The organism is Paeniglutamicibacter psychrophenolicus (genome assembly GCF_030812255.1).
GTDB lineage: Bacteria > Actinomycetota > Actinomycetes > Actinomycetales > Micrococcaceae > Paeniglutamicibacter > Paeniglutamicibacter psychrophenolicus_A.
The window spans coordinates 72396-96453 of record NZ_JAUSSH010000009.1 but is presented as its reverse complement, the minus strand read 5'-3'; the positions used below and the strand labels follow the sequence as shown (position 1 = coordinate 96453).

24 protein-coding genes are annotated in these 24058 nt (G+C 66.4%); 6 read left to right on the top strand and 18 right to left on the bottom strand.

The window, feature by feature from the left end:
- Positions 1-111 precede the first annotated feature (111 nt).
- A complete protein-coding gene (gene ggt / locus J2T21_RS13380) occupies positions 112-1941 on the top strand; it encodes a gamma-glutamyltransferase (protein ID WP_373457934.1) in 1830 nt (609 codons plus the stop codon).
- 104 nt (positions 1942-2045) lie between these two features.
- Here ggt and J2T21_RS13375 read toward each other — a convergent pair whose 3' ends face one another.
- The 8 genes from J2T21_RS13375 to J2T21_RS13340 form a co-directional block, all read right to left on the bottom strand.
- Positions 2046-2861: a sulfite exporter TauE/SafE family protein gene (locus J2T21_RS13375; RefSeq protein WP_307581816.1), complete on the bottom strand. Its 816-nt coding sequence runs from the start codon at positions 2859-2861 to the stop codon at positions 2046-2048.
- 2 nt (positions 2862-2863) lie between these two features.
- The gene (locus J2T21_RS13370; RefSeq protein ID WP_307581815.1) at positions 2864-4663 is read right to left on the bottom strand and encodes a proline--tRNA ligase; all 1800 of its coding nucleotides are present in this window, start codon (positions 4661-4663) and stop codon (positions 2864-2866) included.
- A 294-nt stretch (positions 4664-4957) separates the two neighbouring features.
- Positions 4958-5806 carry a hypothetical protein gene (locus J2T21_RS13365; RefSeq protein WP_307581814.1) on the bottom strand — a complete coding sequence of 283 codons (849 nt, stop codon included), beginning with the start codon at positions 5804-5806 and terminating at the stop codon, positions 4958-4960.
- A 136-nt stretch (positions 5807-5942) separates the two neighbouring features.
- Positions 5943-6629 (bottom strand): sensor domain-containing protein, encoded by a 687-nt coding sequence (locus tag J2T21_RS13360; RefSeq protein ID WP_307581813.1) that lies wholly within the window; start codon positions 6627-6629, stop codon positions 5943-5945.
- 164 nt (positions 6630-6793) lie between these two features.
- Positions 6794-7603 carry a hypothetical protein gene (locus tag J2T21_RS13355; protein ID WP_307581812.1) on the bottom strand — a complete coding sequence of 270 codons (810 nt, stop codon included), beginning with the start codon at positions 7601-7603 and terminating at the stop codon, positions 6794-6796.
- A gap of 73 nt (positions 7604-7676) precedes the next feature.
- The gene (locus J2T21_RS13350; RefSeq protein ID WP_307581811.1) at positions 7677-8426 is read right to left on the bottom strand and encodes a GNAT family N-acetyltransferase; all 750 of its coding nucleotides are present in this window, start codon (positions 8424-8426) and stop codon (positions 7677-7679) included.
- Positions 8427-8538: 112 nt separating this feature from the next.
- Positions 8539-9684 carry a flavodoxin-dependent (E)-4-hydroxy-3-methylbut-2-enyl-diphosphate synthase gene (gene ispG / locus J2T21_RS13345; protein ID WP_373457933.1) on the bottom strand — a complete coding sequence of 382 codons (1146 nt, stop codon included), beginning with the start codon at positions 9682-9684 and terminating at the stop codon, positions 8539-8541.
- A 167-nt stretch (positions 9685-9851) separates the two neighbouring features.
- On the bottom strand, positions 9852-10151 hold the full coding sequence (locus J2T21_RS13340) for a YciI family protein (RefSeq protein WP_307581810.1): 300 nt from the start codon (positions 10149-10151) through the stop codon (positions 9852-9854).
- 177 nt (positions 10152-10328) lie between these two features.
- Between J2T21_RS13340 and J2T21_RS13335 the strand changes: the two genes are divergently transcribed.
- Genes J2T21_RS13335 through J2T21_RS13325 form a run of 3 tightly spaced genes read left to right on the top strand, consistent with a single transcriptional unit; the run spans position 10329 to position 12271 of the window.
- The gene (locus tag J2T21_RS13335; protein WP_307581808.1) at positions 10329-10802 is read left to right on the top strand and encodes a DUF1801 domain-containing protein; all 474 of its coding nucleotides are present in this window, start codon (positions 10329-10331) and stop codon (positions 10800-10802) included.
- A gap of 9 nt (positions 10803-10811) precedes the next feature.
- Positions 10812-11606 (top strand): VOC family protein, encoded by a 795-nt coding sequence (locus J2T21_RS13330; RefSeq protein WP_307581807.1) that lies wholly within the window; start codon positions 10812-10814, stop codon positions 11604-11606.
- Between the two features lie 44 nt (positions 11607-11650).
- Positions 11651-12271: a GyrI-like domain-containing protein gene (locus J2T21_RS13325; protein WP_307581806.1), complete on the top strand. Its 621-nt coding sequence runs from the start codon at positions 11651-11653 to the stop codon at positions 12269-12271.
- A 95-nt stretch (positions 12272-12366) separates the two neighbouring features.
- Here the strand turns inward: J2T21_RS13325 and J2T21_RS13320 are convergent, their stop codons facing one another.
- From J2T21_RS13320 to J2T21_RS13280, 9 genes are all read right to left on the bottom strand, one after another.
- The gene (locus J2T21_RS13320) at positions 12367-12999 is read right to left on the bottom strand and encodes a CueP family metal-binding protein (protein WP_307581805.1); all 633 of its coding nucleotides are present in this window, start codon (positions 12997-12999) and stop codon (positions 12367-12369) included.
- Positions 13000-13372: 373 nt separating this feature from the next.
- Positions 13373-14752 carry a M50 family metallopeptidase gene (locus tag J2T21_RS13315; RefSeq protein WP_307581804.1) on the bottom strand — a complete coding sequence of 460 codons (1380 nt, stop codon included), beginning with the start codon at positions 14750-14752 and terminating at the stop codon, positions 13373-13375.
- On the bottom strand, positions 14749-15966 hold the full coding sequence (dxr, locus tag J2T21_RS13310) for a 1-deoxy-D-xylulose-5-phosphate reductoisomerase (protein ID WP_307581904.1): 1218 nt from the start codon (positions 15964-15966) through the stop codon (positions 14749-14751). Before dxr ends, J2T21_RS13315 begins: the two co-directional genes overlap by 4 nt.
- A 269-nt stretch (positions 15967-16235) precedes the next feature.
- A complete protein-coding gene (locus J2T21_RS13305; protein ID WP_307581803.1) occupies positions 16236-16667 on the bottom strand; it encodes a hypothetical protein in 432 nt (143 codons plus the stop codon).
- Positions 16654-16989 carry a hypothetical protein gene (locus J2T21_RS13300; RefSeq protein WP_307581802.1) on the bottom strand — a complete coding sequence of 112 codons (336 nt, stop codon included), beginning with the start codon at positions 16987-16989 and terminating at the stop codon, positions 16654-16656. Before J2T21_RS13300 ends, J2T21_RS13305 begins: the two co-directional genes overlap by 14 nt.
- Positions 16990-17358: 369 nt before the next feature.
- Positions 17359-17769: a universal stress protein gene (locus J2T21_RS13295; protein WP_307581801.1), complete on the bottom strand. Its 411-nt coding sequence runs from the start codon at positions 17767-17769 to the stop codon at positions 17359-17361.
- On the bottom strand, positions 17766-19313 hold the full coding sequence (locus J2T21_RS13290; protein ID WP_307581800.1) for a tripartite tricarboxylate transporter permease: 1548 nt from the start codon (positions 19311-19313) through the stop codon (positions 17766-17768). Before J2T21_RS13290 ends, J2T21_RS13295 begins: the two co-directional genes overlap by 4 nt.
- Positions 19306-19812, bottom strand: coding sequence for a tripartite tricarboxylate transporter TctB family protein (locus J2T21_RS13285; RefSeq protein ID WP_307581799.1), 507 nt, complete (start codon positions 19810-19812; stop codon positions 19306-19308). The genes J2T21_RS13290 and J2T21_RS13285 overlap by 8 nt, the downstream gene beginning before the upstream one ends.
- A gap of 2 nt (positions 19813-19814) precedes the next feature.
- Entirely contained in the window at positions 19815-20819 is a 1005-nt protein-coding gene (locus J2T21_RS13280) for a Bug family tripartite tricarboxylate transporter substrate binding protein (RefSeq protein ID WP_307581798.1), read from the bottom strand.
- Between the two features lie 186 nt (positions 20820-21005).
- Here J2T21_RS13280 and J2T21_RS13275 point away from each other — a divergent pair, with 186 nt between their 5' ends.
- A complete protein-coding gene (locus tag J2T21_RS13275; protein ID WP_307581797.1) occupies positions 21006-22619 on the top strand; it encodes an ATP-binding protein in 1614 nt (537 codons plus the stop codon).
- Positions 22616-23377 carry a response regulator gene (locus J2T21_RS13270; RefSeq protein WP_307581796.1) on the top strand — a complete coding sequence of 254 codons (762 nt, stop codon included), beginning with the start codon at positions 22616-22618 and terminating at the stop codon, positions 23375-23377. The genes J2T21_RS13275 and J2T21_RS13270 overlap by 4 nt, the downstream gene beginning before the upstream one ends.
- Positions 23378-23408: 31 nt before the next feature.
- Here J2T21_RS13270 and J2T21_RS13265 read toward each other — a convergent pair whose 3' ends face one another.
- Positions 23409-23939, bottom strand: coding sequence for a MaoC family dehydratase (locus J2T21_RS13265; protein WP_071215761.1), 531 nt, complete (start codon positions 23937-23939; stop codon positions 23409-23411).
- Positions 23940-24058 lie beyond the last annotated feature (119 nt).

Below are 24058 nucleotides of genomic sequence, written 5' to 3'. Positions count from 1 at the left end.
CTCGAGCACAAGGACACGGGCACACGAATCCACCATGTGAGGCGTGTCACTTCGGCCCATTGGCCATCCGGGCAATACGTTGGCTGTGTCCCACTCGCACGCATCAAGGAGATCCCTGTGTCACACAGATTCATTCAAGCGTCGACCTGCGCCGCCGCCCTCACCCTCATCGCGTCGGCGATCACCGCTGCACCGGCCGCCGCCGAACCGCGGCAAACCGACAAACAGGCCACCGCCACCGGCACCGGCGGGGCCGTGAGCACCGTCGATCCCGAGGCCTCGGCGGCAGCAATCGCCGTGCTGCGCAAGGGCGGCAACGCGGTGGACGCCGCCGTCGCCGCGGCGGCCACCCTCGGTGTCACCGAACCCTACAGCGCCGGCATCGGCGGGGGCGGCTACTTCGTGTACTACGACGCCGCCTCCGGAAAGGTCAGCACCCTGGACGGACGGGAAACCGCCCCGGCCACGATGCCGCACGACGCGTTCATCGATCCCGCCACAGGGAGCCCCTATCCCTTCACCCCCGAGCTGGTGACCAGCGGCGTCTCGGTCGGCGTGCCCGGCACCGCGGCCACCTGGCAGCGGGCCCTGGAAAACTGGGGATCACTCAGCCTCGGCCAGGCCCTGCAGCCTGCCATCAAGGCCGCCACCCGCGGCTTCGTCGTGGACGAGACCTTCCGCGAACAGACCCTGGACAACCAAGAGCGCTTCGCCGCATTCGACTCGACCGCCGAGCTCTTCCTGCCCGGGGGCGATGCCCCAAAGGTGGGCAGCATCCTGAAGAACCCTGACATGGCCAAGACCTACCGGCTGCTGGCCCGCGACGGGGTCAGGGCCTTCTACCACGGGGCGTTGGCGCAGGACATTGCCTCCGCTGTCCAGGCCCCACCTGTCTCCGAGGACACCGAGCTTCCCGTGCCGGTCGGCCACCTTTCCACCGCGGACCTGGCCGACTACGAGGTCATCTCCCAGGCCCCCACCAAGGTCGACTACCGCGGACTGGAGGTCTACGGCATGGCTCCCTCCAGCAGCGGGGGAACCACCATCGGCGAGGCCCTGAACATCCTGGAAAACTACGACCTCTCCTCCATGGAAAACCCGGCCGCGCTGCACCACTACCTCGAGGCCAGCGCGCTGTCCTTTGCCGACCGGGGCAAATACGTGGGAGACCCGGCATTCGTGGACGTGCCCACCGGCACCCTGACCGATGCCCTGTTCGGCGCCGAACGCGCCTGCGCACTTGATCCCGACCAGGCGGCCGCCAAGCCCGTGGCCCCGGGCGATGTCGCCGACTACGACGGGCTTTGCCCGGCGACCACCGCCGCCCCGGCCGACGAAACCGACACCGAAAACTACTCCACGACCCACCTGGCCGTGGCCGACGCCAAGGGCAACGTGGTGTCCTACACCCTGACCATCGAGCAGACCGGCGGCTCGGGCATCGTCGTTCCGGGACGCGGGTTCCTGCTGAACAACGAGCTGACCGACTTCTCCACCGTCTACAACCCAACCGACCCCAACCGGATAGATCCGGGCAAGCGCCCGAGGTCCTCGATGTCCCCGACCATCGTGCTCTCCGAGGGCAAGCCGCTGCTGGCCCTGGGCTCGCCGGGCGGTTCAACCATCATCACCACCGTGCTGCAGACCCTGGTCAACCGCGTGGATCTGGGCATGAGCCTGCCCGAGGCCATTGCCGCACCGCGCGCCTCGCAGCGCAACACGGCCAAGGTCACGGCCGAACCGGAATTCATCGAGTCCCAGGCGCCTGCGCTGGAGGCCCTCGGGCACCAATTCGTGCCTGCCGGCGATTCGTTCACGCCGCAGGCGGAGATCGGTGCGCTGGAGGCCATCGAGTTCGCCCCGGACGGGACGATGACCGCGGCCGCCGAACCGACGCGCCGCGGCGGCGGCTCGGCCATGGTGCTCAAGCCGGCGCGCTAGCCGCGAACGGGCCCCGTCCAAAAAAGGAACGGCTCCCCGACCATCGAACCGGTACACCGGTTGGATGGTTGGGGAGCCGTACTTGTGCGTGGGTGTAATCCGGCCTACGAGCCCGGGAACAGCACGTCGTAGCCGAGCTTGAGGATCAGCGCTCCCACCACGGACAGGAACACGATCCGGATGAACCTGCTGCCCTTGGTCACGGCCATGCGCGCGCCCAGGTAGCCGCCGGCCATGTTGGCCACGCCCAGGACGAGCCCGAGCCCCCAGAGCAGGTGCCCGGTGGGCAGGAAGAACGCCAGCGCGCCCAGGTTGGTGGCCATGTTCACGATCTTCGCCTTGGCGCTGGCGGCCAGGAAGTTGTAGCCCATGAACGCGACCATCGCGATGACCAGGAACGATCCGGTGCCCGGGCCGATCAGCCCGTCGTAGCCGCCGATGACCAGCCCGATCACCCCGGCCACCGCGTAGTGCCGTCCCCCGGTGTAGCGCAGGTCCGTCAGTTCACCGGCGGTTGGCTTGAACACCGTGAACAGCCCCACCGCGACCAGCGCGGCAATGATCACCGGCTTGATCACTTCCGGGGGCAGCAGCGTGGCCAGGATCGCCCCGCCGAAGGACCCGGCCAGCGCCACCACGGCCATCGGGATGGCGGTGCGCAAATCCGGGGCGGCGCGGCGGTAGTAGGTGATGGCGCTGGTGGTGGTGCCGAAGATGGAACCCATCTTGTTGGTGGCCAGCGCCTGCACCGGGGAGATGCCCGGCACCAGCAGCAGGGCGGGAAGCTGCAGCAGTCCCCCGCCGCCGACCACCGCATCGATCCAGCCGGCGGCAAAGCCGGCGAGCACGATAAGCGCAATGGTTCCGGCCGTGAGTCCCTCCAGGCCGGAACCATCAAGCAGCGCCGCCGCGTCGAACATGTCTAGCCCTTGACGAGCGCGATGAGCTCGGACACCACGGTGTCCACTGCCACGTCGGTGCGCTCTCCCGTGGCGCGGTCCTTGACCTCGACCACTCCGTCGGCCAGGCCGCGGCCGATGACCACGATGGTCGGCACGCCGATGAGCTCCGCGTCGGAGAACTTCACGCCGGCCGAAACCTTCGGCCGGTCGTCGTAAATGACCTCGACGCCTGCTGCGTGCAGCTCGTCGGCGATCTTCTGCGCGGCCTCGAAGAGTTCGGCCTGCTTGCCGGTGACCACCAGGTGCACGTCGGCCGGGGCGACGTTGCGCGGCCAGACCAGGCCGTTCTCGTCGTGGTTGGATTCGGCCAGGGCGGCGACCGCGCGGGTGACGCCCACGCCGTAGGAGCCCATGGTGACGATCTTGAGCTTGCCGTTCTGGTCAAGCACCTTCAAATCCAGCGACTCGGCGTACTTGCGCCCGAGCTGGAAGATGTGGCCCATCTCGATGCCGCGGGCGGTTTCCAGCGGGCCGGAGCCGTCCGGAGCCGGGTCCCCCGCGTGGACCTCGACGCATTCGATGGTGCCGTCCCAGGCGAAGTCGCGCCCGGCCACCAGGCCGAAGACGTGCTTGCCCGATTCGTTGGCGCCGGTGACCCAGCTGGTGCCGGAGACCACGCGCGGGTCGACCAGGAACAGGATCTTGGAGGATCCCTCCAGGCCCAGCACGGCGTTGTCCAGGCCCAGGGCCGGGCCGATGTAGCCCTTGATGAGGGTCGGGTGCTTCTTCAGGTCGTCCTCGGTCGCTGCCTCGAGTTCGACCTCGCCACCGGTTTCCAGGTGGGAGGAGATGTTGGCCTCGACGCGCTTGAGGTCCACATTGCGGTCCCCGGGCAGGCCGATGGCCACCAGCCGGCGTTCGCCGGTGGGCAGCTTGGCCGCCAGCACCACGTTCTTCAGGGTGTCGGCCGCGGTCCAGGCGCCCTCGGCGCGCGGGGCGACCTCGTTGGCGCAGGCCACCAGGGTCTCGATGGTCGGGGTGTCGGGGGTGTCCTTGACGTCGAAGGCTGGGGCATCGGTGAAGTCGATGTCCTCGGGCACGATCGTGGTCACCGCCTCGACATTCGCCGCGTAGCCGCCGGCCGAGCGCACGAAGGTGTCCTCGCCGACCGGGGTCGGGTGCAGGAATTCCTCGGACTTGGACCCGCCCATGGCGCCGGCTGTCGCGAAGACCGGCAGGATCTCCAGGCCCAGGCGCGCGAAGATCTTGATGTAGGCGGCGCGGTGGGCCTGGTAGGCCTCTTCGAGTCCCTCGTCGTCGATGTTGAAGGAGTAGGAGTCCTTCATGATGAATTCGCGGCCACGCAGCAGGCCCGCGCGCGGACGTGCCTCGTCGCGGTACTTGTTCTGGATCTGGTACAGGTAGGCCGGCAGGTCCTTGTAGGAGTTGTACAGGTCCTTGACCAGGAGGGTGAACATTTCCTCGTGGGTGGGGGCCAACAGGTAGTCGGCTCCCTTGCGGTCCTGCAGGCGGAACAGGCCCTCGCCGTACTCGGTCCAGCGGCCGGTCGTCTCGTAGGGTTCGCGCGGCAGCAGGGCCGGGAAATGGACTTCCTGGGCGCCGATGGCGTTCATTTCCTCGCGGATGATGGCTTCCACCTTGCCCAGCACGCGCAGGCCCAGCGGCAGCCAGGTGTAGATCCCGGGTGCGGCACGGCGGATGTATCCGGCGCGGATCAGCAGCTTGTGGCTGGCGACCTCGGCATCGACCGGGTCTTCGCGCAGCGTGCGCAGGAACAGTGTGGAGAGCTTGAGGACCACGCTAACTTTCCATTTCCGCGGCCTGTTTCCAGACCACAACATAGTGGTGGGAGTGCAAATCTTTGGTGCACCGACAGGCCGTGGCGGCCGACTCGGGGCCGGCCGCGCTTCGGCAAGGCGGGCCATGTCTTGCGCGCACGGCAAGCCGCGGGCGAAGCATGGCGCCACAAGGCACTTGTCCCATCTTACGTGGCCCACCCGGTGCGCCTTGGCATCGAAGTCCGCGCGGCCCGGTGCCCGTGCCCGCTTCCCCGGCGGCGCCCGCCCGCCGCTGGCGCGTTCTGCGGGCGGTGCCTATTTGCCTTCCATCTGCAGCAGTGCGAGGTCGATGTATTTCTCGGCCTCCTTGACCGCCTTGGAAAGGTTGGTGGGGTTGGAGATGTTGACCGAGACGTTGCTGTGCCCCTTGTACCCGGTGACGGTGAGCGTCTGCATGTTTTGGCCCATCATTTCCACGTTGGTGACGGTGGCAAGGGTGGTGGTCGCCGAGGTGTCGGCCTTGGCTGGCTCCACGACCGCGGAGACTTCCTGGCCCTGCATGGAGAGGGTGAATTCGCTGCATCTGGTGCTGCCCTGATCGGCCTGGGCCAGCGCCTGATCGATGACATCGGCCGAATCGTAGGAACCGAGGTTCACGCTGGTGGACAGGTCGTCGGCGTCGGGGGGAAAGACGACGGCAGCCATGGTGACCCGGTCCATCATCTCGCTCGCCCCGGCCACGGCGAATGAACCGCACTCGGCCGGCTTGACCTTCATGCCCGCGAGGATTTGCTCGATCGTCGGCATGCTGGCCCGCAGTTCGGCATCCTCGAGGACCTTGGTGCCGTCCGGTCCACCCGCCTGGCGGATGGCCTTGGCCACGTTGCCCAGCTCCTTGGCCGTGAATTGCCGGCCGGCGGTTGCCTTCGAATCCTGGGAACCCTGGGTGGTTTCGGCGCTGGCGCTGCTGCTTGGCGTAGCAGGTGAGACGGAAGGCTGATCCGTGGCTCCCGGTTCATTGGATGGTGCAGGTGAGCTCGGCAGTGCTTCGGCGCCGGCGGTTTGGCCCGGCTTCGCTGCCTCTTCTGGAGCCGCACCTCCCCCGCACCCGGTGACGGCAAGCGTTGCAGCAATGGGCAAGGCCCACCATGTCGTTTTCTTCATTGTTCTCCCCCAAGATGCGCGAATGAAGCACGGTGCCGGCCACCTGGCGTGCGGCCATGGGCAACACAATACCCATGAAAACCAGCCAAAAGAGGAATTCTTCGGCAAAGGTTTCCCCGCAGGTTGGGCCCGGTGCCTAGGAGGTCTTTTCTTCCACGAGCTTGAGGACGGTGTCGGCGAGTTCCCGGGTCTGGGCGATGTCCTGCCGGGTGTCGGTTCCGCCCATGACGGCCACCGTGATGACGTTTTGCCCCTCCAGCGCGTTGACCGACACCGTGGTGATTGTGGTGTCTCCGGCGCTGGTGCTGGTTTGGATGGCGGAGGTCTTCGACGCGGCGGTCTTGGCCGCCAGCGGCTTGACGCCCATCGTGGTTTCCTGTCCCTGCAGCGAGAAGGAGAAGTTGGCGCAGTCCTTGAGGATCTCCTCGGCCTGGGCCATGTTGGCCGCCGCATCGGCCGGGTCTGCGTAGGAGGCCAGGCCCACCTGGACCCCCTGGAGCGGTGTGGCCCCGGGCAGCGACACCGAAACCACGTTCATCTTTTCCAGTTCCTCGGCGATGTCCCCGGCGACGAATTCCGTGCAGGATTCCGGGGTGACCTTCATGGCCTTGCGGGCCTTTTCGGCCAGCGGAACCTGGGCCTTGAGCGATTCCTTGTCGATGATGACCGCCTTGTCGTTGTCCCCGGCGACCTCGTTGGCGATCTCGGAGAGCGCCTGGGCGTCCAGTTGCCCGGCCGCCGCGGCGGTGGAACCGGCATCGGCGCAGCCGGTGAGCAGCAGTGCGGCGGCGAGCGGGAAGAACATCAGGGCGCGTTTTTTCACGAAGAATCCTCATCAAGTGCGGGGCAATGCCGGCGGGAAGGATGCGGATGCTCCGTCGGCCAAACTCCAAGCCTAGGAGAAGGGTGCGACGGTTGGGGAACCGGCGCCGGGGCCCGGGCGCGCCGCCAGCGGCGGTTGCTGCGTGGCAACCGCGGTGCATGCCTCTACGGGGCCGCAGCCGCCGCGGGCTCGATGCCGCGCAGGATCCCCAGCATCGATTCGACGTCGGCCAGCGCCAGGGCGGTGGCCTCCTCGACGGTGCCCTTCACGGTCCTGGTGGCGGTCATCATCATGTGCCCGTCAATGGCCCGCACCGAGACATTCCGGGTCTTGGCCTTCCCGTTGACGCTTTCGAGCATGCTCGCCGAGGTGTACGTGGCCGAGCTGGTGGCATCCAGGCGCGACAGCGTGGAGGTGATCTTCTGGCCGTCGGCCGAGACGGTGTACTTGCCGCAGGACGCGTCCAGGTGCTGTTGCGCGGCCACGTCGGCGACCAGGGCGTCACGGTCCCGGTAGGAGGCCACCGTCAGGTCCCCGCCGGCCTCGGGCGGAAGCACCGCGGCAGCCATCGCGGCCTGGTCCAGCTGGTCCTTGAGGCTGCCGATGCCGTAGAGCCCGCACTTGGCCGGGACCACGGTGATGCCCTCGAGCCATTTCTCGGCCGCCGGCAACTGGCCGCGCAGGGCGTCCTGGTCGTTGACCTTCGTGCCCGCGGTGGCATCGGCCCACTGCTGCACGGCGCCCTTGAGCGCGGCGGCATCCAGGTACGCCAGCTCCGTGGTGCCGCTTGGCGCCCCGGTGCTGGATCCCGGGGGGCTTCCGGGTCCGGGGACCGTCACCGGAGCCTGAAGCGTCGGGGTGGCCGTTTCCGGGGCGTTGCTGCAGCCGGCCACCGCCAGCAGCAGGCAGGCGGTGGCCAGGGCGGTGATGGTCCTGGGGCGGGATTCGTTGGTCCGTGCTGGTGGGGACGTCACGTCTGGCTTTCCGGTCGGCTGCCCGCGGTGCGGGGCGTTGTGTCGGTGGTCGGTGGATGCCGGGACCGGCGGGTCAGAAGAGGATGGTGGCGAATTCGCCGACCTCTTCGAAGCCGACCTTGCGGTACGTCGCAATGGCCGGGGCGTTGTAGTCGTTGACATAGAGGCTGGTGGTCGGGGCCAGGCGCAGGGCGTAGTCGGCAACGGCCGCCATGTAGCCGGCCGCCATGGACTTGCCGCGGTGCTCCGGGCTCATCCAGACGCCCTGGATCTGCGTGGCCCGCGTGGTGACGGTGCCCAGCTCGGCCTTGAAGCGGATCGCCCCGCCCTCGTCCAGGTCGATGAGCGAATGCCCGGAATGGATCAGCGAGCGGACCCGGGAGCGGTAGAACGACCCGCCGTTGGCCAGCGGGGAGTACCCGAGTTCCTCCTCGAACATCTTGGCGCAGGCGGGCAGGACCAGCTCGTACTCCCCTGCATGGCTGGCGCGCAGCGTCCGGTTCGGTTCGATCGCCGGGGTGCCCGTCAGGGTCATCAGCGGCTGGCTGGGACGGACGCTGAAGGCCTGTTGCGGGCCCTCGGCGAGCATCTTCCACATCCCCATGACCGCTTCGGCCGGGCCGAAGCAGGAGGCGAAGGTGCGGTTCAGCGACCTGACGGCCAGCCCGAATTCCCCGGCATCGTCGGCGGTGATGTTGATCGGGACGATGTTGGCCCCGATCCAGCAGGCCGAGACCAGCAGGGCCCCCTCGAAGCGGCCGATGACCAGGGAGCCGCCCAGGCCGGGGCGGGCCGAACCGGTGACGGAAAGCTGTGCATCCATGAAGATGTTCGCCACCGGGTCGGCCGAAACGAGGGCACGGAGAGAGGCGGTGTCCGCGTCGTCAAGGACGCGGATACCTGGTGCCAGCGGCTCTCCTGCCCCCGGGTTACGTCTAGCCGACGGTAACCACGGGGCCACTTTGGACAGGATTTTCTCCATCCGCGTTCCCCATTTCCTCGGCGATGCGCATCGCCTCTTCAATCAGTGTCTCAACAATCTGGTCTTCCGGCACGGTCTTGATGACCTGGCCCTTCACAAAGATCTGGCCCTTGCCGTTGCCGGAGGCCACACCGAGGTCGGCCTCGCGGGCCTCGCCGGGCCCGTTGACGACGCAGCCCATGACGGCCACGCGCAGCGGGACCTCGAGTCCCTCGAGCCCGGCGGTGACCTGGTCGGCCAGCGTGTAGACATCCACCTGGGCGCGGCCGCAGGAGGGGCAGGAGACGATTTCGAGCTTGCGCGGTCGCAGGTTCAGCGACTGCAGGATCTGCGCACCGACCTTGACCTCCTCGACCGGAGGGGCCGAGAGCGAGACGCGGATGGTGTCGCCGATGCCCTTGGACAGCAGGGCGCCGAAGGCGGTGGCCGACTTGATGGTGCCCTGGAAGGCCGGTCCGGCCTCGGTGACGCCCAGGTGCAGCGGCCAGTCGCCGCGTTCGGCCAGCAGCTCGTAGGCGCGGACCATGATGACCGGGTCGTTGTGCTTGACGGAGATCTTGAAGTCGTGGAAGTCGTGTTCCTCGAAGAGCGAGGCTTCCCAGACGGCGGACTCGACCAGCGCCTCGGGGGTTGCCTTGCCGTACTTCTCCATCAGGCGCGGATCCAGCGAGCCGGCGTTGACGCCGATGCGGATGGAGGTGCCGGCGGCCTTGGCGGCGGCGGCGATCTCCTTGACCTGGTCGTCGAACTTGCGGATGTTGCCCGGGTTCACGCGGACGGCGGCGCAGCCGGCGTCGATCGCGGCGAAGACGTACTTGGGCTGGAAGTGGATGTCGGCGATCACCGGGATCTGCGACTTCTTCGCAATGATCGGCAGCGCCAGGGCGTCGTCGGCCGAGGGGCAGGCAACGCGCACGATGTCACAGCCGGTTGCGGTGAGTTCGGCGATCTGCTGCAGCGTGGCGTTGATGTCGGTGGTGGGAGTCGTGGTCATCGACTGGATGGAAATGGGGCTGTCCGAGCCTACGCCGACGGAGCCCACCTTGATTTGGCGGGTCTTGCGTCGCGGGGCAAGGATCGGTGGCGGTGCCGATGGCATGCCGAGGCTGACCGGGATCGAGGTCAAGATTTCCTCCGAGATGTTGAGTGTGGAAGGTTTTTCCATTATCCCCCTGCATGCCCGCTTGCGCGGCCCAAATCTCGCAGGGCGAAGCCCCCGGCGCCGGCACGGCACCAAACGGCCGTGATCACGCGGGGTTTGGAGGATCAGGCGTGGTGAGCGAGCTCACCGGTCACGGGGCTCCATTCGGTGATCCGCAGCACCGCAATGGCGCCATGGATCGCGAAGGGGTCGTTGGCCAGGGTCTCGGCCAGGGCGGCCTGGGTCGGGGAGGAAATCAGCAACAGGGCACCGGAACCATCGACGTAGGGGCCGGAGGCGATCATGGAGGGGCCGTCTCCGTTGGCGCCAAGACCGGCCAGGAATTCACGGTGCTTGGGGCGATGCTCATCGCGCGTGGCTTCGGAACCGACGGCGTACACGTATTCAACTGCGAAAACACTCATGGGGTCCAGCCTAAACCGTGGCGCCGCCAAACGTGTCCTTCCGGGTCCCGGGGCCCGCCCCCTGGCGGGCAGAACGGGTGGGATCCGAACCGGTCAGGATTCGAGAAGCCACCGGGACACATCCTCCGTAGGATGGGTTGCAGGAACATCCAGGCAACCCCACGGAGGAACAAGACCATGCCCGACCCAGATTCGAGCGCCGCCGACGGAAGCTTCTCCGCCCAGGAACGCGAGGCCATGAAGGACCGCGCCAAGGAACTGAAGACCGAGGCCAAGCGGGCCAGTGCCGCCCAGAAGGCCGCAGCGGATGCCGCCGACGTGTCGGCCAAGATCGCCGCGATGCCCGAGGGCGACAGGCAGATGGCCGAGCGCCTCCACTCGCTCGTCGCCGAGGTGGCCCCGGACCTGGCCCCGAAGCTCTACTACGGCCAGCCGGGGTATGCCAGGGACGGGAAGGTCGTGTGCTTCTTCCGCAGCGGGCAGATGGACAAGCAGCGCTACTCCACCTTCGGATTCAGTCCCCATGCCGAGCTGGATACCAGCGACGGACTGTGGCCGACCTCCTACGCACTGCACAACGCCACCGAGAAAGCCTGGGACCAGCTGGCCGAACTCATCGCTCGCGCGGCAACCGGCCCCTCCGATTCCTAAGGAACATCAATGTCCTTCTCCCTGGATTCCCTCTCCGTTTCCTGCCTCGACGTGCCCGCGGCCGCCGACTTCTACCGAAACGTTTTCTCCGCTCCGACCACGGCTGACGGCGAATCCATCGCCATTGACCTGCACGGGACCGGGCGCCTCGAGCTCATTCCGGCCCAACCCGCCGAACCGTCCGCCGCCTCCGGCATTCCCGGTGCCGCCTACCAGCGTTCCGTGCTGACCTACATCCTTCCCGGGCCCAGCGATGTCCGGGCCGGAATGGATGCCGCCGCCACCCACGGCGCCGACATCTTCAAGCCCGCCCGGAAGGCACTGTTCGGCTCCTTCTCCGGCTCATTCATGGCACCGGACGGGACCGTCTGGAAACTTGCAGCCGCAGGAAAGGACACCGCCTCCCCGGAAGGTGTCGCGCGGCCCACCGAGACCACGGTGATCCTCGGCGTCAGGGAGCCCAAGGCCTCGAAGGCCTTCTACACCGCGCTGGGGATGAGCGTGGACAGGGACTATGGCAACAAGTACATCGACTTCGTGCCCGCCAACGGCGCCTCCCGGCTCTGCCTGATGCAGGAGCCCGTTCTCGCCAAGGACGTGGGCGCCGGAGACCCGCACGTCGGCACCTCATCGGTAACGCTCACGCACCATGCCGACTCGCATGCCGAAGCGGAGCGGATCGTTTCGGCCGCAGTGGCCGGCGGAGGCACGCAGGCCGGACAGGGGAACGCCCTGGACCAGGGATCGGCCACGATCACCGACCCCGATGGCCACCGCTGGCTCATCTCGGCCCCGCGTCCCTGAGCCAAGGATAGGTCCAGGCCCGTCTCCCGAACACTAGGATCCATTTGGCAGCGAAAATCGACTTCAAGAAGACGCTTGACGGCTACCGGGCGAAACACGGTGAATTCCGGATTGTGGACATTCCCAAGATGCAGTACCTGATGGTTGACGGGCACGGCGACCCGAACTCCTCCCCGGCCTTTGCCCAGGCGCTCGAAGCCCTGTACCCGGTGGCGTACAAGCTGAAGTTCGCCAGCAAGCTGGAGCTCGACCGCGACTACGTCGTCCCGCCCCTGGAGGGCCTGTGGTGGGCCGGGGACATGGACTCGTTCACGGTGTCCCGCGACAAGTCGCGGTGGGACTGGACGATGATGCTGATGGTGCCCGAATGGATCGAGCTGGACATGGTCGAGGCCGCCTGCGGGAAGGTGGGCGCGAAGAATCCGCCGGTGCGCCTGGGCGATGTCCGCCTCAGGTCCCTGGCCGAGGGCCGTTGCGTGCAGATCCTGCACGTTGGCTCCTTCGACGACGAGGGGCCGGTCCTGGAACGGATGCACCACGAGTTCATCCCCCGCCAGGGGCTCCGGCTCGAGGGCAAGCACCACGAGATCTACCTCGGTGATTTCCGCAAGGCCGCCCCAGAAAAGCTGCGCACCATCCTGCGCCAGCCCGTTGCCGCGGCGTAGGTGTCCGGGACCGTCGCTCCGCGGCCGCATGGCCGGCGCCTCAACCCTGCCAAGGATGGGTTCGGATCGAGGTCGCGGCCATGAACACCCGGGTATCAGGTGAGCTGAAGCGTGGTCAGGCAGGTTGCGTCCTCGCTCGAGGACGTTGAAATCGGCGTGCTGGCCTTCTTGCCCCGGGATTCCACGGTCAACGTTGCCTCGATCCCCCGCGGCAGCCACAGCCCCACAAAACCGTTGTCGAAGGTGCCCATGGTCTTGTCAACCAGGGTCTCGCCGCTCTTGGCATCGGTGACGGTCACATTCACCTCCTCGTTCTGCATTTCCCCCAGGCACGTGGTGAGGCTGTGGAAGTGGCAGTCGTGGGTTTGTGTGCGGAAGGGGGCGAACGAGAGGTAGAACTGGTCCTCCGGGAGCGGCAGGACTGCTTGGCGTTGCTGGTCGTCGGCCAGCAGCAGTTGGTCGGGCCGCACCGAGGCCATCAGGTTCTGCGGGCGCTGTGCCACGGGCAGAGCGTCCAGCCGGTCGATCACCTGGCGCGCATCGAGTCCTGCGAGTCTGTGGTCGGACATGAATGCCGCGGAATCGGCCGCGGGAGGCGTCGAGGCGGTTTGGGTTTCCGGTGCGTTGCCGGTGCACCCGGTGAGCACCAAGGCCCCAACTGCGAGCGGTGCCACCAGGTATGCGGCCAGCGGCTTGCGCTTCTTCAGGAACGATTCAGTACGTGGCATGGGGAAGTAATCCTTACGGGCTAATGGTGTCGGGGCCCAGGGAGTCGAACGGCTTGGCCAGGGCCGAGCCGGAGTTCTCTTGCCTGAGGCTTGCGAGATGGTTTGAAAGGTTCCCGGGGCGTTTGCCGGAGCACAGTGAGCTGCAAGGGAGATCCGCCTGCGACCGGATGCTCGGCGGCCGACGTCGGCCCATGGCCACGCCCACCTCTAGGTGCCGTCGTGCATGTCATCGCCGCAACCATACGTCGTGATCCTGTGGTTTCCTTATGCGGCTTCCTCGTCCGTCGGCGATGCGTGCGGCAGCGCCTACCTGAAGCTGCCCCTTGGCCGTCATTTTCGGGATGGCCAAGGGGCAGCTTCAACGCCAGTCGGGTCAGCCGAAGATGGACACCGGTTTGACGATGTCGGCGTAGATCAGCACGGCACCCATGATCATCATGCCGACCGCGACCACGTAGGTCAGCGGTAGCATCTTGGCGATGTCCACCGGCCCCGGGTCCGGGCGCTTGAAGAGCTTGGCGAAGAACCGGCGCACCGATTCGAAGAGCGCACCGACCACGTGCCCGCCGTCCAGCGGCAGCAGCGGGATCAGGTTGAAGACGAACAATGCGATGTTCAGCCCGCCGATCAACGAGAACAACGAGGCGACCTTGTCCGCCACGCCGATCTGCTCCATGGCGCTGATTTCCCCGGCGATGCGTCCCACGCCGACCACGGAGATCGGGCCGTTGGGGTCGCGCGGTGCATCGGAGAAGGCGGCCTTCCCGACCGCGGCAACCCGCGCCGGCAGATCGAGCACCACGGCGGTCACGCCCTTGAGCTGGGTGCCCACCGCGGGCAGCACCGCGGAGATCGGCTGGGAAATGTTTTGCACCTTCGAGCCCATCCCGATGTACCCGACCTCGACGATCTCGGGCTTGCCCGAGGCGTCGGTGACGATCTGGCCCTCGTCGTTGATCAGCGGGCGCTCGGTCTTGTAGGGCTTGATGCTGGAGGAGTGTTCCACCCCGTCGCGCTCGTAGGTCAGCGGGACCGACTCCCCCGCGTGGCCGCGGATGGCCTGGGTCAGCGGGACCCAGTCGGTGTTGCCGACCGCCTTGCCGTCGAAGGAGGTGATCTTGTCCCCCGGGCGCAGGCCCGCGGCGTAGGCCGGGCCGGGTGCGTCGGCGGGCAGGCAGCCGTTGTTGACCGCGGCGTCCCGGGTGGTTTCCTGGCCCAGGGGCACCACGCATTGGAAGACCTCGCCGACGGTGCTGGTCTGGGTGGGCATGCCGAAACCGACGGTGACGATGCCGACCATCGCGATGCCGATCAGCAGGTTCATCACCGGGCCGCCGAGCATGATGATGATGCGCTTGTAGACCGGCAACTTGTAGAACAGCCGGTTCTCGTCGCCGGGCTGCAGCTGCTCGGCCGCCGCGTGCCTGGCCTCGTCGGCCATCTGCTGGAACATTCCGGTGGAGGACTTGCGCAGGATCGGGGCGTCGGTGGCCCCCACCACCCCCTTGTTCCTGGCCGGCGGGTACATCCCGATCATGGAGATGTAGCCGCCCAGCGGGATGGCCTTGAACCCGTATTCGGTGTCCCCGCGCTTGACGGAGAACAGCGTCTTGCCGAAACCGATCATGTACTGGGGCACGCGCACGCCGAAGCGCTTGGCCGGGATCAGGTGCCCGACCTCGTGCAGGCCGATGGACACGCCGACGGCGACGACCATGACCAGCACGCCGAGGATGAAAAGGAGGATGCTCACAGTGATTCCAAACGTTTGGCGGCGGCTTTTCGTGCCCAGGTCTCGGCGGCCAGCACCGTCTGGAGTGCCGGCTCCCCGGCCTCGGGGGTGTAGCCCTGCAGGATCGCCTCGATGGTCTCGACGATGTCGGTGAAGCGGATGGCCCCGGCGTGGAAGGCCTCGACGGCCTCCTCGTTCACCGCGTTGTAGACGGCCATGTGCGTGGGCGAGGCGGCGGCGGCGGCCTTGGCCAGGCGGATCGCGCCGAAGGCCTCCTCGTCGAGCGGCTCGAAGGTCCAGGACGCGGCGGTTGACCAGTCGCAGGCGGTGGCCGAGCCCGGCACCCGGTGCGGCCAGCCGATGCCCAGGGCGATGGGCAGGGCCATGTCCGGCGGGGAGGCCTGGGCGATGGTGGAACCGTCGATGAACTCGACCATGGAGTGCACGATGGACTGCGGGTGCACCACGGCCTCGATGCGCTCCAGCGGCACATCGAAGAGCAGGTGCGCCTCGATGACTTCCAGGGCCTTGTTGACCATGGTCGCGGAGTTGGTGGTGATCACCTTGCCCATGTCCCAGGTGGGGTGGGCCAGCGCCTGGGCCGGGGTCACCGAGCGCAGTGCCTCGGCTGACCAGCCGCGGAAGGGCCCTCCGGAGGCCGTGACGATGAGCTTGTGGACCTCCTCCGGGGTGCCGGCGCGCAGCGCCTGGGCCAGCGCGGAATGCTCGGAGTCCACCGGGACCAGCTGCCCGGGTGCGGCCGCGGCCTTGACCAGCTGCCCGCCGACGATCAGCGATTCCTTGTTGGCCAGGGCCAGCAGGTGCCCGGCCTTCAGTGCGGCCAGCGTGGGGGCCAGCCCGATGGACCCGGTGATGCCGTTGAGCACCACGTCGGCGTCGGGGAAGCGGGCGATCTCGGTGGCCGCGTGCTCGCCGGCGAAAAGCTGCGGGGCGTACCCGTGCATGCCCGCGGCGGCGGACGCCCCGGCGATGGCCGCGGCCAGCGCGTCGATCTCGGGATGTGCGCAGCCCACCGCCGGGGCACCGGTGGCCACGGCCTGGGCGGCCAGCAGCGCGAGGTTGTACCCGCCCGAAAGCGCGGCGACGGCGAAGCGGTCGGGGGCCGAGGCAATGACCTCAAGGCCCTGGGTGCCGATGGACCCGGTGGAGCCGATCAGCGTGATGCGCCGGATCGCTCCGGGCACCGGTTGGGCAAAGAAGGCGGAAGGCTGCAGGTTGTTCACTTGTCCATTATGGCCGCTGTTCCTGTGCCGACCCAATGAACACTCCTAGTTGCAATCGGGCGCCTGCATTTGAGACAGACCGGGCATTCGCAGAACTTTATTGCTGGGGCTACCGCTGTCTTTTTCAAGTAAAACAGGATCCACTCATCAGTGCGGCTTCTATAACATCCGAGAAAAATCTGACCAATGACTCGTTCTCGCGGCAAGCCGTTCCACGGTCACGATTAATGACCTTCGCATTCACAAGAAGTTTGCAACTTCTAGAAGTGCGCCACGACGCCTTCGAAAGTTTCGCCGGCAAACTGTACTACTCTGTCGCCTTTGTCAACGATTCTCTCAACATCATCCAGTTCGAAAACTTCAGAAGACTCTGTTTTTCGTAAACTCTCTTCAACCTTTTTTGGGGTCGATCCGACGCCCGTTAAAGACCAAATTGAGCCACCGCCAACAGTTTTCGTCCTAAAGGTCCGCGCAATCGACATTTTTTCTTGGATGCTTACGATCTTGACTAGAGTTTTGGCAACTTCTACATTCCCAATTTCTTCTCCAGTTTCAGGATCTGTCACAACTGGCACTTCGTCAGTTAGAACAGCAAATTTCATCCCGATCTCGACCCCATGTTGGGAACCACGATTTATTGCTATCTGCCGGTCACTTAAAACTGTTGCAACACGGCCCTCAATTCTGCTCATCTTTTCCCTCTTTAGATTCTTCTACCGCTTCTTTTAATGCCTCCGAAGAAAAATCAAACCAATCTTCGATTGCTAGCACCATGTCTTCTTCAACATAGCTCAAATGAACACTCAGCATTCCGACGGTATCGCGCCAGGCGTGGATGTCCAGTTCGGATTCTCGTGCTTGCTCAGCTAATGACTTTGCGCGGTTTACCCGATTTCTTGCAGCTGAAAGGTGCCGTACGTGCGATCTTGCAAGCGTCGGGTCTGCCTTCCCGTCTGAAGACGCGAGGAGTAGCGCCCCGACCTGCAGAACAGTTCCAAGTAAAACTAACAGCACTGATGCGAAAACCTCTTGTGCTTGAAGGGCGAGCAATACTGAGCAAGCGAACGCCGCGAATGCCAGTGCACCAACTTTCCCACGCTTAGACTTGAGCAGTTCGCCACCTTCTCTCCACAATTGATTCGGCCAGCATCAAACGCAGCTCTGTACCGAAGAACCCACCTTGAATCTATCAAAGTTGGGATGGATTGCATTTCAAGCAACCAAGATTCCAGGTTTCAGGGAAAATCGCGCTGCGTGTCATCACAATAGACACCGTTCAACGCCGCCATAGCTGCAGCAAAATCACGGCTCCACGTTGTGCCCTCTTCCGTGGGTCATAACGAGGAGCCGCATTTCGTTGGCAACAATGACTAATGCTTTTGACTACGCCTTGACCGCCAGCACGTTGCATTCGGCCTGCAGCAAGATGCGCTGGGCGTCGGAGCCCATCAGCATCTTGCCCACCGGCGAGCGCCGGCGCACCCCGATGACGATGAGTTCGGCATCCGCCTTCTCTGCGGCTTCAAGCACGTCGTCGCTGGCCAGCTGGTCCGAGGTGAACTGGCGGATCTCGTGTTCCACCCCGCCGGCCTCCAGATAGGTGCGCAAGCGCTCCATGTCGGGCTCGAAGGCGTAGTGCACATCCACCGTGCGATCGGCACGGGTGGAGTTGATGACCAGCAGCTTCGCGTCGCGGCGGCCGCATTCGTCCACGGCCGCGGCCAGGGCCGCATCGCCCAGGGCTCCGGGCACGTATCCGAGCACGATCACCGGACGGGTGGTTGCCTCGCTCATTGGCTGTTTTCCTCGATCTGTTCCAGGGGTGCGGATTCCATCTTTTTCTGTGCCCGCTTGATGAAGAAGGAGGCCACGAACATCAGGACCAGTGCACCGTAGACCACCCAGGTGAACGGGGTGGAGACCAGGGCCGAGACGTCGTTTTGCGAGATCTGCAGGCCGCGGCGCAATTGCACCTCGAACATGGGGCCCAGGATCATGGCCACCACCATGGGAGCCACGGGGTAGCCGTATTGCCGCATGAAGAAGCCCAGGATGCCGATGACCAGCAGGATCACCACGTCCAGCGTGGCGAAGTTCAGCGAGTAGGCACCCAGGGCACCGAAGACCAAGATCCCGGAGTACAGGTAGGGTCGCGGGATCTGCAGGATCTTCACCCAGAGCCCCACCAGCGGCAGGTTCAGGATCAGCAGCATCAGGTTGCCGATGTACAGGCTGGCGATCAACGCCCAGACCAGTGCACCGTTGGTTTCCATCAGCAGCGGGCCGGGCTGGATCTGGTAGCGCTGGAAGGCCGTGAGCATCATGGCCGCTGTCGCGGTCGTGGGGATGCCCAGGGTCAGCAGCGGGACCAGCACTCCGGCGGCCGCCGCGTTGTTGGCGGCCTCCGGGCCGGCAACGCCCTCGATGGCGCCGTGGCCGAACTGCTTCTTGTTCTTTCCCTTGGCCAGCTTGCGTTCGGTGGCGTAGGACAGGAACGTGGAAACGTCCGCGCCGCCGGCCGGGACGGTGCCGATCGGGAATCCGATGAAGGTTCCGCGCAGCCAGGGCTTCCAGGAGCGCTTCCAGTCGTCCTTGCTCATCCACTTGGCGCTGTTGCCCGAGGAAGATCCCATGGACATGACCTCGACCGGGCCCTTGCGCATGCGGGCCGCGACGTAGAGGGCCTCGCCCACGGCGAAGAGTCCCACGGCCACCAGCACCACGTCGATGCCGTCGGTCAGACCGGGGAATCCGAAGGTGTAGCGCTGCTGGGCAGTGGTGTCGTCCACGCCGATCAGGCCAATGAACAGGCCCAGCACCAGGGAGGCCATGCCCCTCAGGATCGAGCCGCCCAGCAGGGCGCCGATGGTCAGGAACGCGACCACCATCAGGGCCACGAAGTCCACCGGTCCCAGGTTGATCGCGAAATCCACGATGACCGGGGCCAGGAAGGTCAACAGCACCGTGGCGATGGTGCCGGCGATAAAGGAGCCGATGGCCGCGGTCGCCAGGGCCGCGGCCCCGCGCCCGGCCTTGGCCATCTTGTTGCCCTCCAGCGCCGTGACGATGGAAGCCGACTCCCCGGGGGTGTTCAGCAGGATCGAGGTGGTCGAGCCGCCGTACATGCCCCCGTAGTAGATGCCGGCAAACACGATCATGGCCGCGGTGGGTTCCAGCGAGTAGGTGATGGGCATCAGCAGTGCCACGGTCATGGCCGGGCCGATGCCCGGCAGCACGCCGACGGCGGTGCCGATGAACACCCCGAAGAGCGCGTAAAGCAGGTAGATGGGTTGCGCCGCGGTGGCGAAGCCCTCCATGAGCATATTGAAATTATCCATTGAGGAACTCAACGCCTTCCAGCAGCGGTCCGCGCGGCAGGGATACGCCCAGGAGCCCGCCGAAGAGGTATTGCAGCACCAGGGCCAGGATCACCGAGATCATGATGGAGCGCCACAGGGGCTTGGCCCCCAAGGACCAGGAGGCGCCGGTGAACAGCGCCGCGGCGGCTACCGGCCAGCCTGCGGGCTCGATGAGCAGGATGTGGATGATGACAAAGAGGGCGATCTTGCCGATGGTGATCCAGTCGGTGCTGGCCTCTGCGTCAATGTCTTCGCCGTCCTCGGCAGCACCGAGCCGGCCCCGGAGCGCCTGGAAGACCAGGCCCGCCCCGATGACCAGCATCAGTGTGCTCACGATGTAGGGGAAGGCCCGGGGACCCATGCCGAACTCCAGGTCCGGAACCTCGATGGTTCCGGCGAAGATCACTCCCGCCACACCCAGTACTACGAAGACCAACGCAAAGAGAACTTCTCCGAGGTTCTTCTGCGCGGTCTGCATGGTTACTTGACCAGGCCGATCTCGGTCAGCGTGGTCTTGACCTTGGTGATGTCCTCGTCGAGGAAGGTCTTGAACTCATCCCCGGCCAGGAACGCGTTGTCCCAGTTGTTGTCCTTGAGCGTCTTGGCCCAGGCCTCGGACTCGTTGAGCTTGGTGACCAAGTCGGTGAGCTTGGCGGCCTGGGCTTCGTCGATGGAGCCCGGGGCGACCACGCCGCGCCAGTTGGTCAGCACCACGTCGATGCCCTGGTCCTTCAACGGCTTGACGCCCGGCAGTGCCGGAGCCTCGGCGGGACCGGAGACCGCCAGGGCACGGACCTTGCCGGCCTTGACCTGCTCGGCGTATTCGCCCACGCCCGAGATGCCGGCCTGGACCTTGTTGCCCAGCAGGGCGGCGAGGGATTCGCCGCCGCCGGAGTAGCCGATGTAGTTCAGCGAGTCGGGGGCGATGCCCTTGGCCTTGAGGATCTGGCCGATCAGGATGTGGTCGGCGCCGCCGGCCGAGCCGCCGGTGATGGCAACGCCCTTGCCCTTGGCCTTGATGTCCGCGATCAGGTCATCGGTGCTCTGGTAGGGGCTGGAGGCCGGGACGACGAGCACCAGCGGCTCTTCGGTGAGGCGGGCGATCGGGGTGGTGTCTTCGATGCGCGAGGCGGACTTGTTGGTCTCCACCGAACCGACCATCACGTAGCCCATGACCATCAGGGTGTTGGCGTCCTTTTCGGTGGCCAGCTTGGCCAGGCCGTTGGTGCCGCCGGCGCCGCCGATGTTCTGCACGCTGGCGGAGCCGACCTGCTTGTTGGCGGTGAGGTCCGCCTGCATGGAGCGACCGGTCTGGTCCCAGCCGCCGCCCGGGTTGGCCGGGACGATGATGTTCAGCTTCTTGATTTCGTCTGCGGCCCCGGCGTCGGTGCCCCCGCCTCCGCCGCAGGCGGTGATGGTCAGTGCGGTGGCGGCGGCCGCGGCCAGCAGGGCGGTGCGGCGGGTCAACGAGCGATTGATCTTCACGAGTGGAACTTCCTTGTCCGGATGTGCGAATGAGTGGGCACCGCGGCATGTGCTGTCGATCACCAGGGTGCGTGATCGACACTACAAAGCCCCCCGGTTCCCGTGAAGCATGTGGTGGTAGTGGTGGTATTGGTCTTTATGGTCACGGGCCCGCCCTGGCGCGGGGAATCGTGCAAAAATGGTTGGATGTTCCGCACCCCCTCGCTTCGAACGCACCTGTTGTTGCTTCAGGTCGGCATTGTGTTCCTGGTGATTTCGGTGACCGGCGTGGTGGCGGCGTACCTGCAGGCCGATTCCATCCGCGATGCCCACCAGGCCCGGATGGTGGGCGTGGCCGAATCCGTGGCCCGGCTGCCCTCGGTCATCGAGGCCTTCGCCGAGGAAAACCCCGCCGCGACCATCGATCCCATTGCCGAGCTGATCCGGCAGGCCTCGGACGTGACCTACGTGGTGGTGACGGATGCCGAGGGGATCCGCTATTCCCACCCCAACCCCGAGCGCATCGGAGAAAAGGTCTCCACCGACCCCTCGGTGCCGCTGTCCGGGGAGACCTTCGTGGGCACCGAGCAGGGCACCCTGGGCACCTCCTGGCGGGTCAAGGTTCCGGTGTGGAGCAATGGGGACGTCATCGGCACCGCCTCGGTGGGAGTGCTGGAAAGCGAACTGACCGCGGACCTGCTCGAGCGACTGCCCATCCTGGTGGGATGGCTCATCGCCGCCGCGGTCGTGGGAAGCATCGGGGCATTCAGCATTTCGCGCTTGGTCTGGAGGCGGATCCACCGGCAGGAACCGGAACAGATCGCCGAGCTGCTGCAATCCCGCGAGGCCCTGCTGCATGGCGTCGGCGAGGGCCTGCTGGCCACCGACCGCCTCGGGAACATCACACTGGCCAACGACGAGGCCAAGCGCTTGCTGGGCATCCGCGAGGACGTCCTGGGCCTGCCCGCGGCTGAGGCGCTGGAACAGCCGATCGCCCAATTGCTGCTGGAACGGCCCGCGGACGAGCGCCTGGTCCTGGCCGGCGAGCGCATCCTGCTGGCAAAGGTCTCCGGCGCCACCGTGGGCGGGTCCAGCGTCGGGGCCATGCTGGTGCTGCGCGACCGCACCGAGCTTCATGCGGTGCTGCGCGACCTCAGCGGCGCGCGGGACATGACCCAGGCCCTGCGGGCCCAGGCCCACGAATTCTCCAACCGCCTGCACGTGATTTCCGGCCTGCTGGAGCTTGGACAGGCCCAGGCCGCATCGGCGTTCATCGGATCCATCGATACCTCCGGCTCCCCCACGGGGGCCTCGGCCCTTGCTTCGGTCACCGACCCCGAGCTGGGCGCGCTGCTGCTAGCCAAGGGCGCCATCTGCCGGGAGAAGGGCATCGAGCTGGTCATCGACAGCGACTCGGTGCTGGCACCTTCGGAACCCTCGCTGGGCCGGGACCTGATCACGATCCTGGGCAACCTCATCGACAATGCCATCGAGGCGGTGGTCCACCAGGGGCGCATCGAGCTGCTGGTCTGCGAGGAGGCGGATTCCAGCGTGCTGATCGAGATCCACGACGACGGGCCCGGCATCGATCCGGCGATGCGCGATTCGCTGTGGGAGCTTGGCACCAGCACCAAGGCGGGAAACAATCATGACGGGGCCCGCGGCATTGGGCTAGCCTTGGTCCACCGGGTGGTCACCCGCCGCCGCGGCACGATTTCCGTGGCCGCATCGGACCTGGGCGGGGCCGCCTTCACGGTCCTGCTCCCGCCCCCGGCCATCACACCCGCGAACGCCACGAAGCAAGCTGCAGGAAGATCATGAACCCGATCCGCACCGTCATCATCGACGACGACCCCTCCGTGGCCGGGGTGCACCACGGCTTTCTGATGGCCCACGGCGCCTTCGAGGTCGTGGGCATCGCGCACTCCGGCACCCAGGGGCTCGAACTTGTCTCCTCGCTGCGCCCGGAACTACTGCTGCTGGACATCCACCTGCCAGACATCGGCGGGCTGGAAGTGCTCGCCGCGTTGCGCGCCCGGCTCGAGGGCCGTCTGCTTGACGTCTTTGCCATCACTGCTGCCCGGGAACTTTCCACGGTGCGCGGCGCCCTTGCCGGCGGGGTCATCGAATACCTCGTCAAGCCCTTTGGTTCGGCGGAATTCAAGGCCCGGCTGGACCACTACGTGGCCCACCGGGCCGCCGTTCTTGGCCACCATGCCACCGAGGAAGGCCTGGACCAGCACAGCATCGACCTGCTGCGCTCCGGGTTGCCGCAGGCCACGGACCAGGGACAACCCACGGCAGCGGACGCCACGCGGGCGGGCTCGGCGGAGTCCACGCGCGTGGCCGAACCACCCAAGGGGCTTTCGCGGGCGACCCTTGAGGCCGTCATGGTGCAGCTGAGGAACTCGAACCGGGACTACTCGGCCTCCGAGCTCGCCGCGGAGCTGGGCCTGGCGCGGGTCAGCGCCAGGCGCTACCTCGAGTTCCTGGTCGCCGACGGGCTGGCCCGCTGCACGCCCCGCTACGGGAACGCCGGCAGGCCGGAAAACCGCTACACCCTGAACCCGGCTTCCTGACCCGGTCACGGGGCGCCGAGCAGAGTCCTCGCTACAGCCAGTCGTCCGCGCCGAAGGACCCGTTGCGGAGCTTCTCGTGGGCCTCGCGGGTGAACATCAGGCACACCCGGGTGGCCTCGGCCACAGTGATGCCGTCCTGGTTCCTGCCGACGTGGGCGAACGTCGCCACCCCGAGCCCGGGCCGGGAGTTCGAGGGGCGCAAATCCACGATATGCGTCTGGGTGTAGAGGGTGTCCCCGGGGAACAGCGGGTGCGGGAAGCGCACGTCGGTGAGCCCCAGCTGGCCCATCAGGGTCCCCTGGGTCAGCTGTGCCACCGACTGGCCGACCATGGTGGCCAGGGTGAACATCGAGTTCATGACGCGCCTGCCGAAGGGCTGGGTGGCCGCGTAGGCGGCGTCCAGGTGCAGGGCCTGGGTGTTCATGCTCATGGTGGTGAACAGGACGTTGTCCGCCTCCGTCATGGTGCGCCCCGGCGAGTGCACGTAAACCGCGTCGGCTTCCAGTTCCTCGAAGTACAGGCCACGCTGGTGGATTTCGTGTACATCGCCCTGCTCGGCCATGGCCATCACGCATCCCATCGGTTCATTGCGGTTCACTTCGGCCTGCACCGCGCCGCTGCGCCGGCCGACCGAGGCAACCCCTGGAGGACTCTTGTTCTCGTATCCTACAAACTTTTCAC

Coding starts and splice junctions, on each gene's coding strand:
- J2T21_RS13335 (WP_307581808.1), top strand. CDS start 10,329: ATGCCCGACCCAGATTCGAGCGCCGCCGACGGAAGCTTCTCCGCCCAG.
- J2T21_RS13275 (WP_307581797.1), top strand. CDS start 21,006: ATGTTCCGCACCCCCTCGCTTCGAACGCACCTGTTGTTGCTTCAGGTC.
- J2T21_RS13320 (WP_307581805.1), bottom strand. CDS start 12,999: ATGCCACGTACTGAATCGTTCCTGAAGAAGCGCAAGCCGCTGGCCGCA.
- J2T21_RS13285 (WP_307581799.1), bottom strand. CDS start 19,812: ATGCAGACCGCGCAGAAGAACCTCGGAGAAGTTCTCTTTGCGTTGGTC.
- J2T21_RS13265 (WP_071215761.1), bottom strand. CDS start 23,939: ATGGCCGAGCAGGGCGATGTACACGAAATCCACCAGCGTGGCCTGTAC.
- J2T21_RS13295 (WP_307581801.1), bottom strand. CDS start 17,769: ATGAGCGAGGCAACCACCCGTCCGGTGATCGTGCTCGGATACGTGCCC.
- ispG (WP_373457933.1), bottom strand. CDS start 9,684: ATGCCATCGGCACCGCCACCGATCCTTGCCCCGCGACGCAAGACCCGC.
- J2T21_RS13305 (WP_307581803.1), bottom strand. CDS start 16,667: ATGAGCAGAATTGAGGGCCGTGTTGCAACAGTTTTAAGTGACCGGCAG.
- J2T21_RS13340 (WP_307581810.1), bottom strand. CDS start 10,151: ATGAGTGTTTTCGCAGTTGAATACGTGTACGCCGTCGGTTCCGAAGCC.
- J2T21_RS13330 (WP_307581807.1), top strand. CDS start 10,812: ATGTCCTTCTCCCTGGATTCCCTCTCCGTTTCCTGCCTCGACGTGCCC.
- J2T21_RS13270 (WP_307581796.1), top strand. CDS start 22,616: ATGAACCCGATCCGCACCGTCATCATCGACGACGACCCCTCCGTGGCC.
- J2T21_RS13365 (WP_307581814.1), bottom strand. CDS start 5,806: ATGAAGAAAACGACATGGTGGGCCTTGCCCATTGCTGCAACGCTTGCC.
- J2T21_RS13350 (WP_307581811.1), bottom strand. CDS start 8,426: ATGGATGCACAGCTTTCCGTCACCGGTTCGGCCCGCCCCGGCCTGGGC.
- J2T21_RS13290 (WP_307581800.1), bottom strand. CDS start 19,313: ATGGATAATTTCAATATGCTCATGGAGGGCTTCGCCACCGCGGCGCAA.
- J2T21_RS13375 (WP_307581816.1), bottom strand. CDS start 2,861: ATGTTCGACGCGGCGGCGCTGCTTGATGGTTCCGGCCTGGAGGGACTC.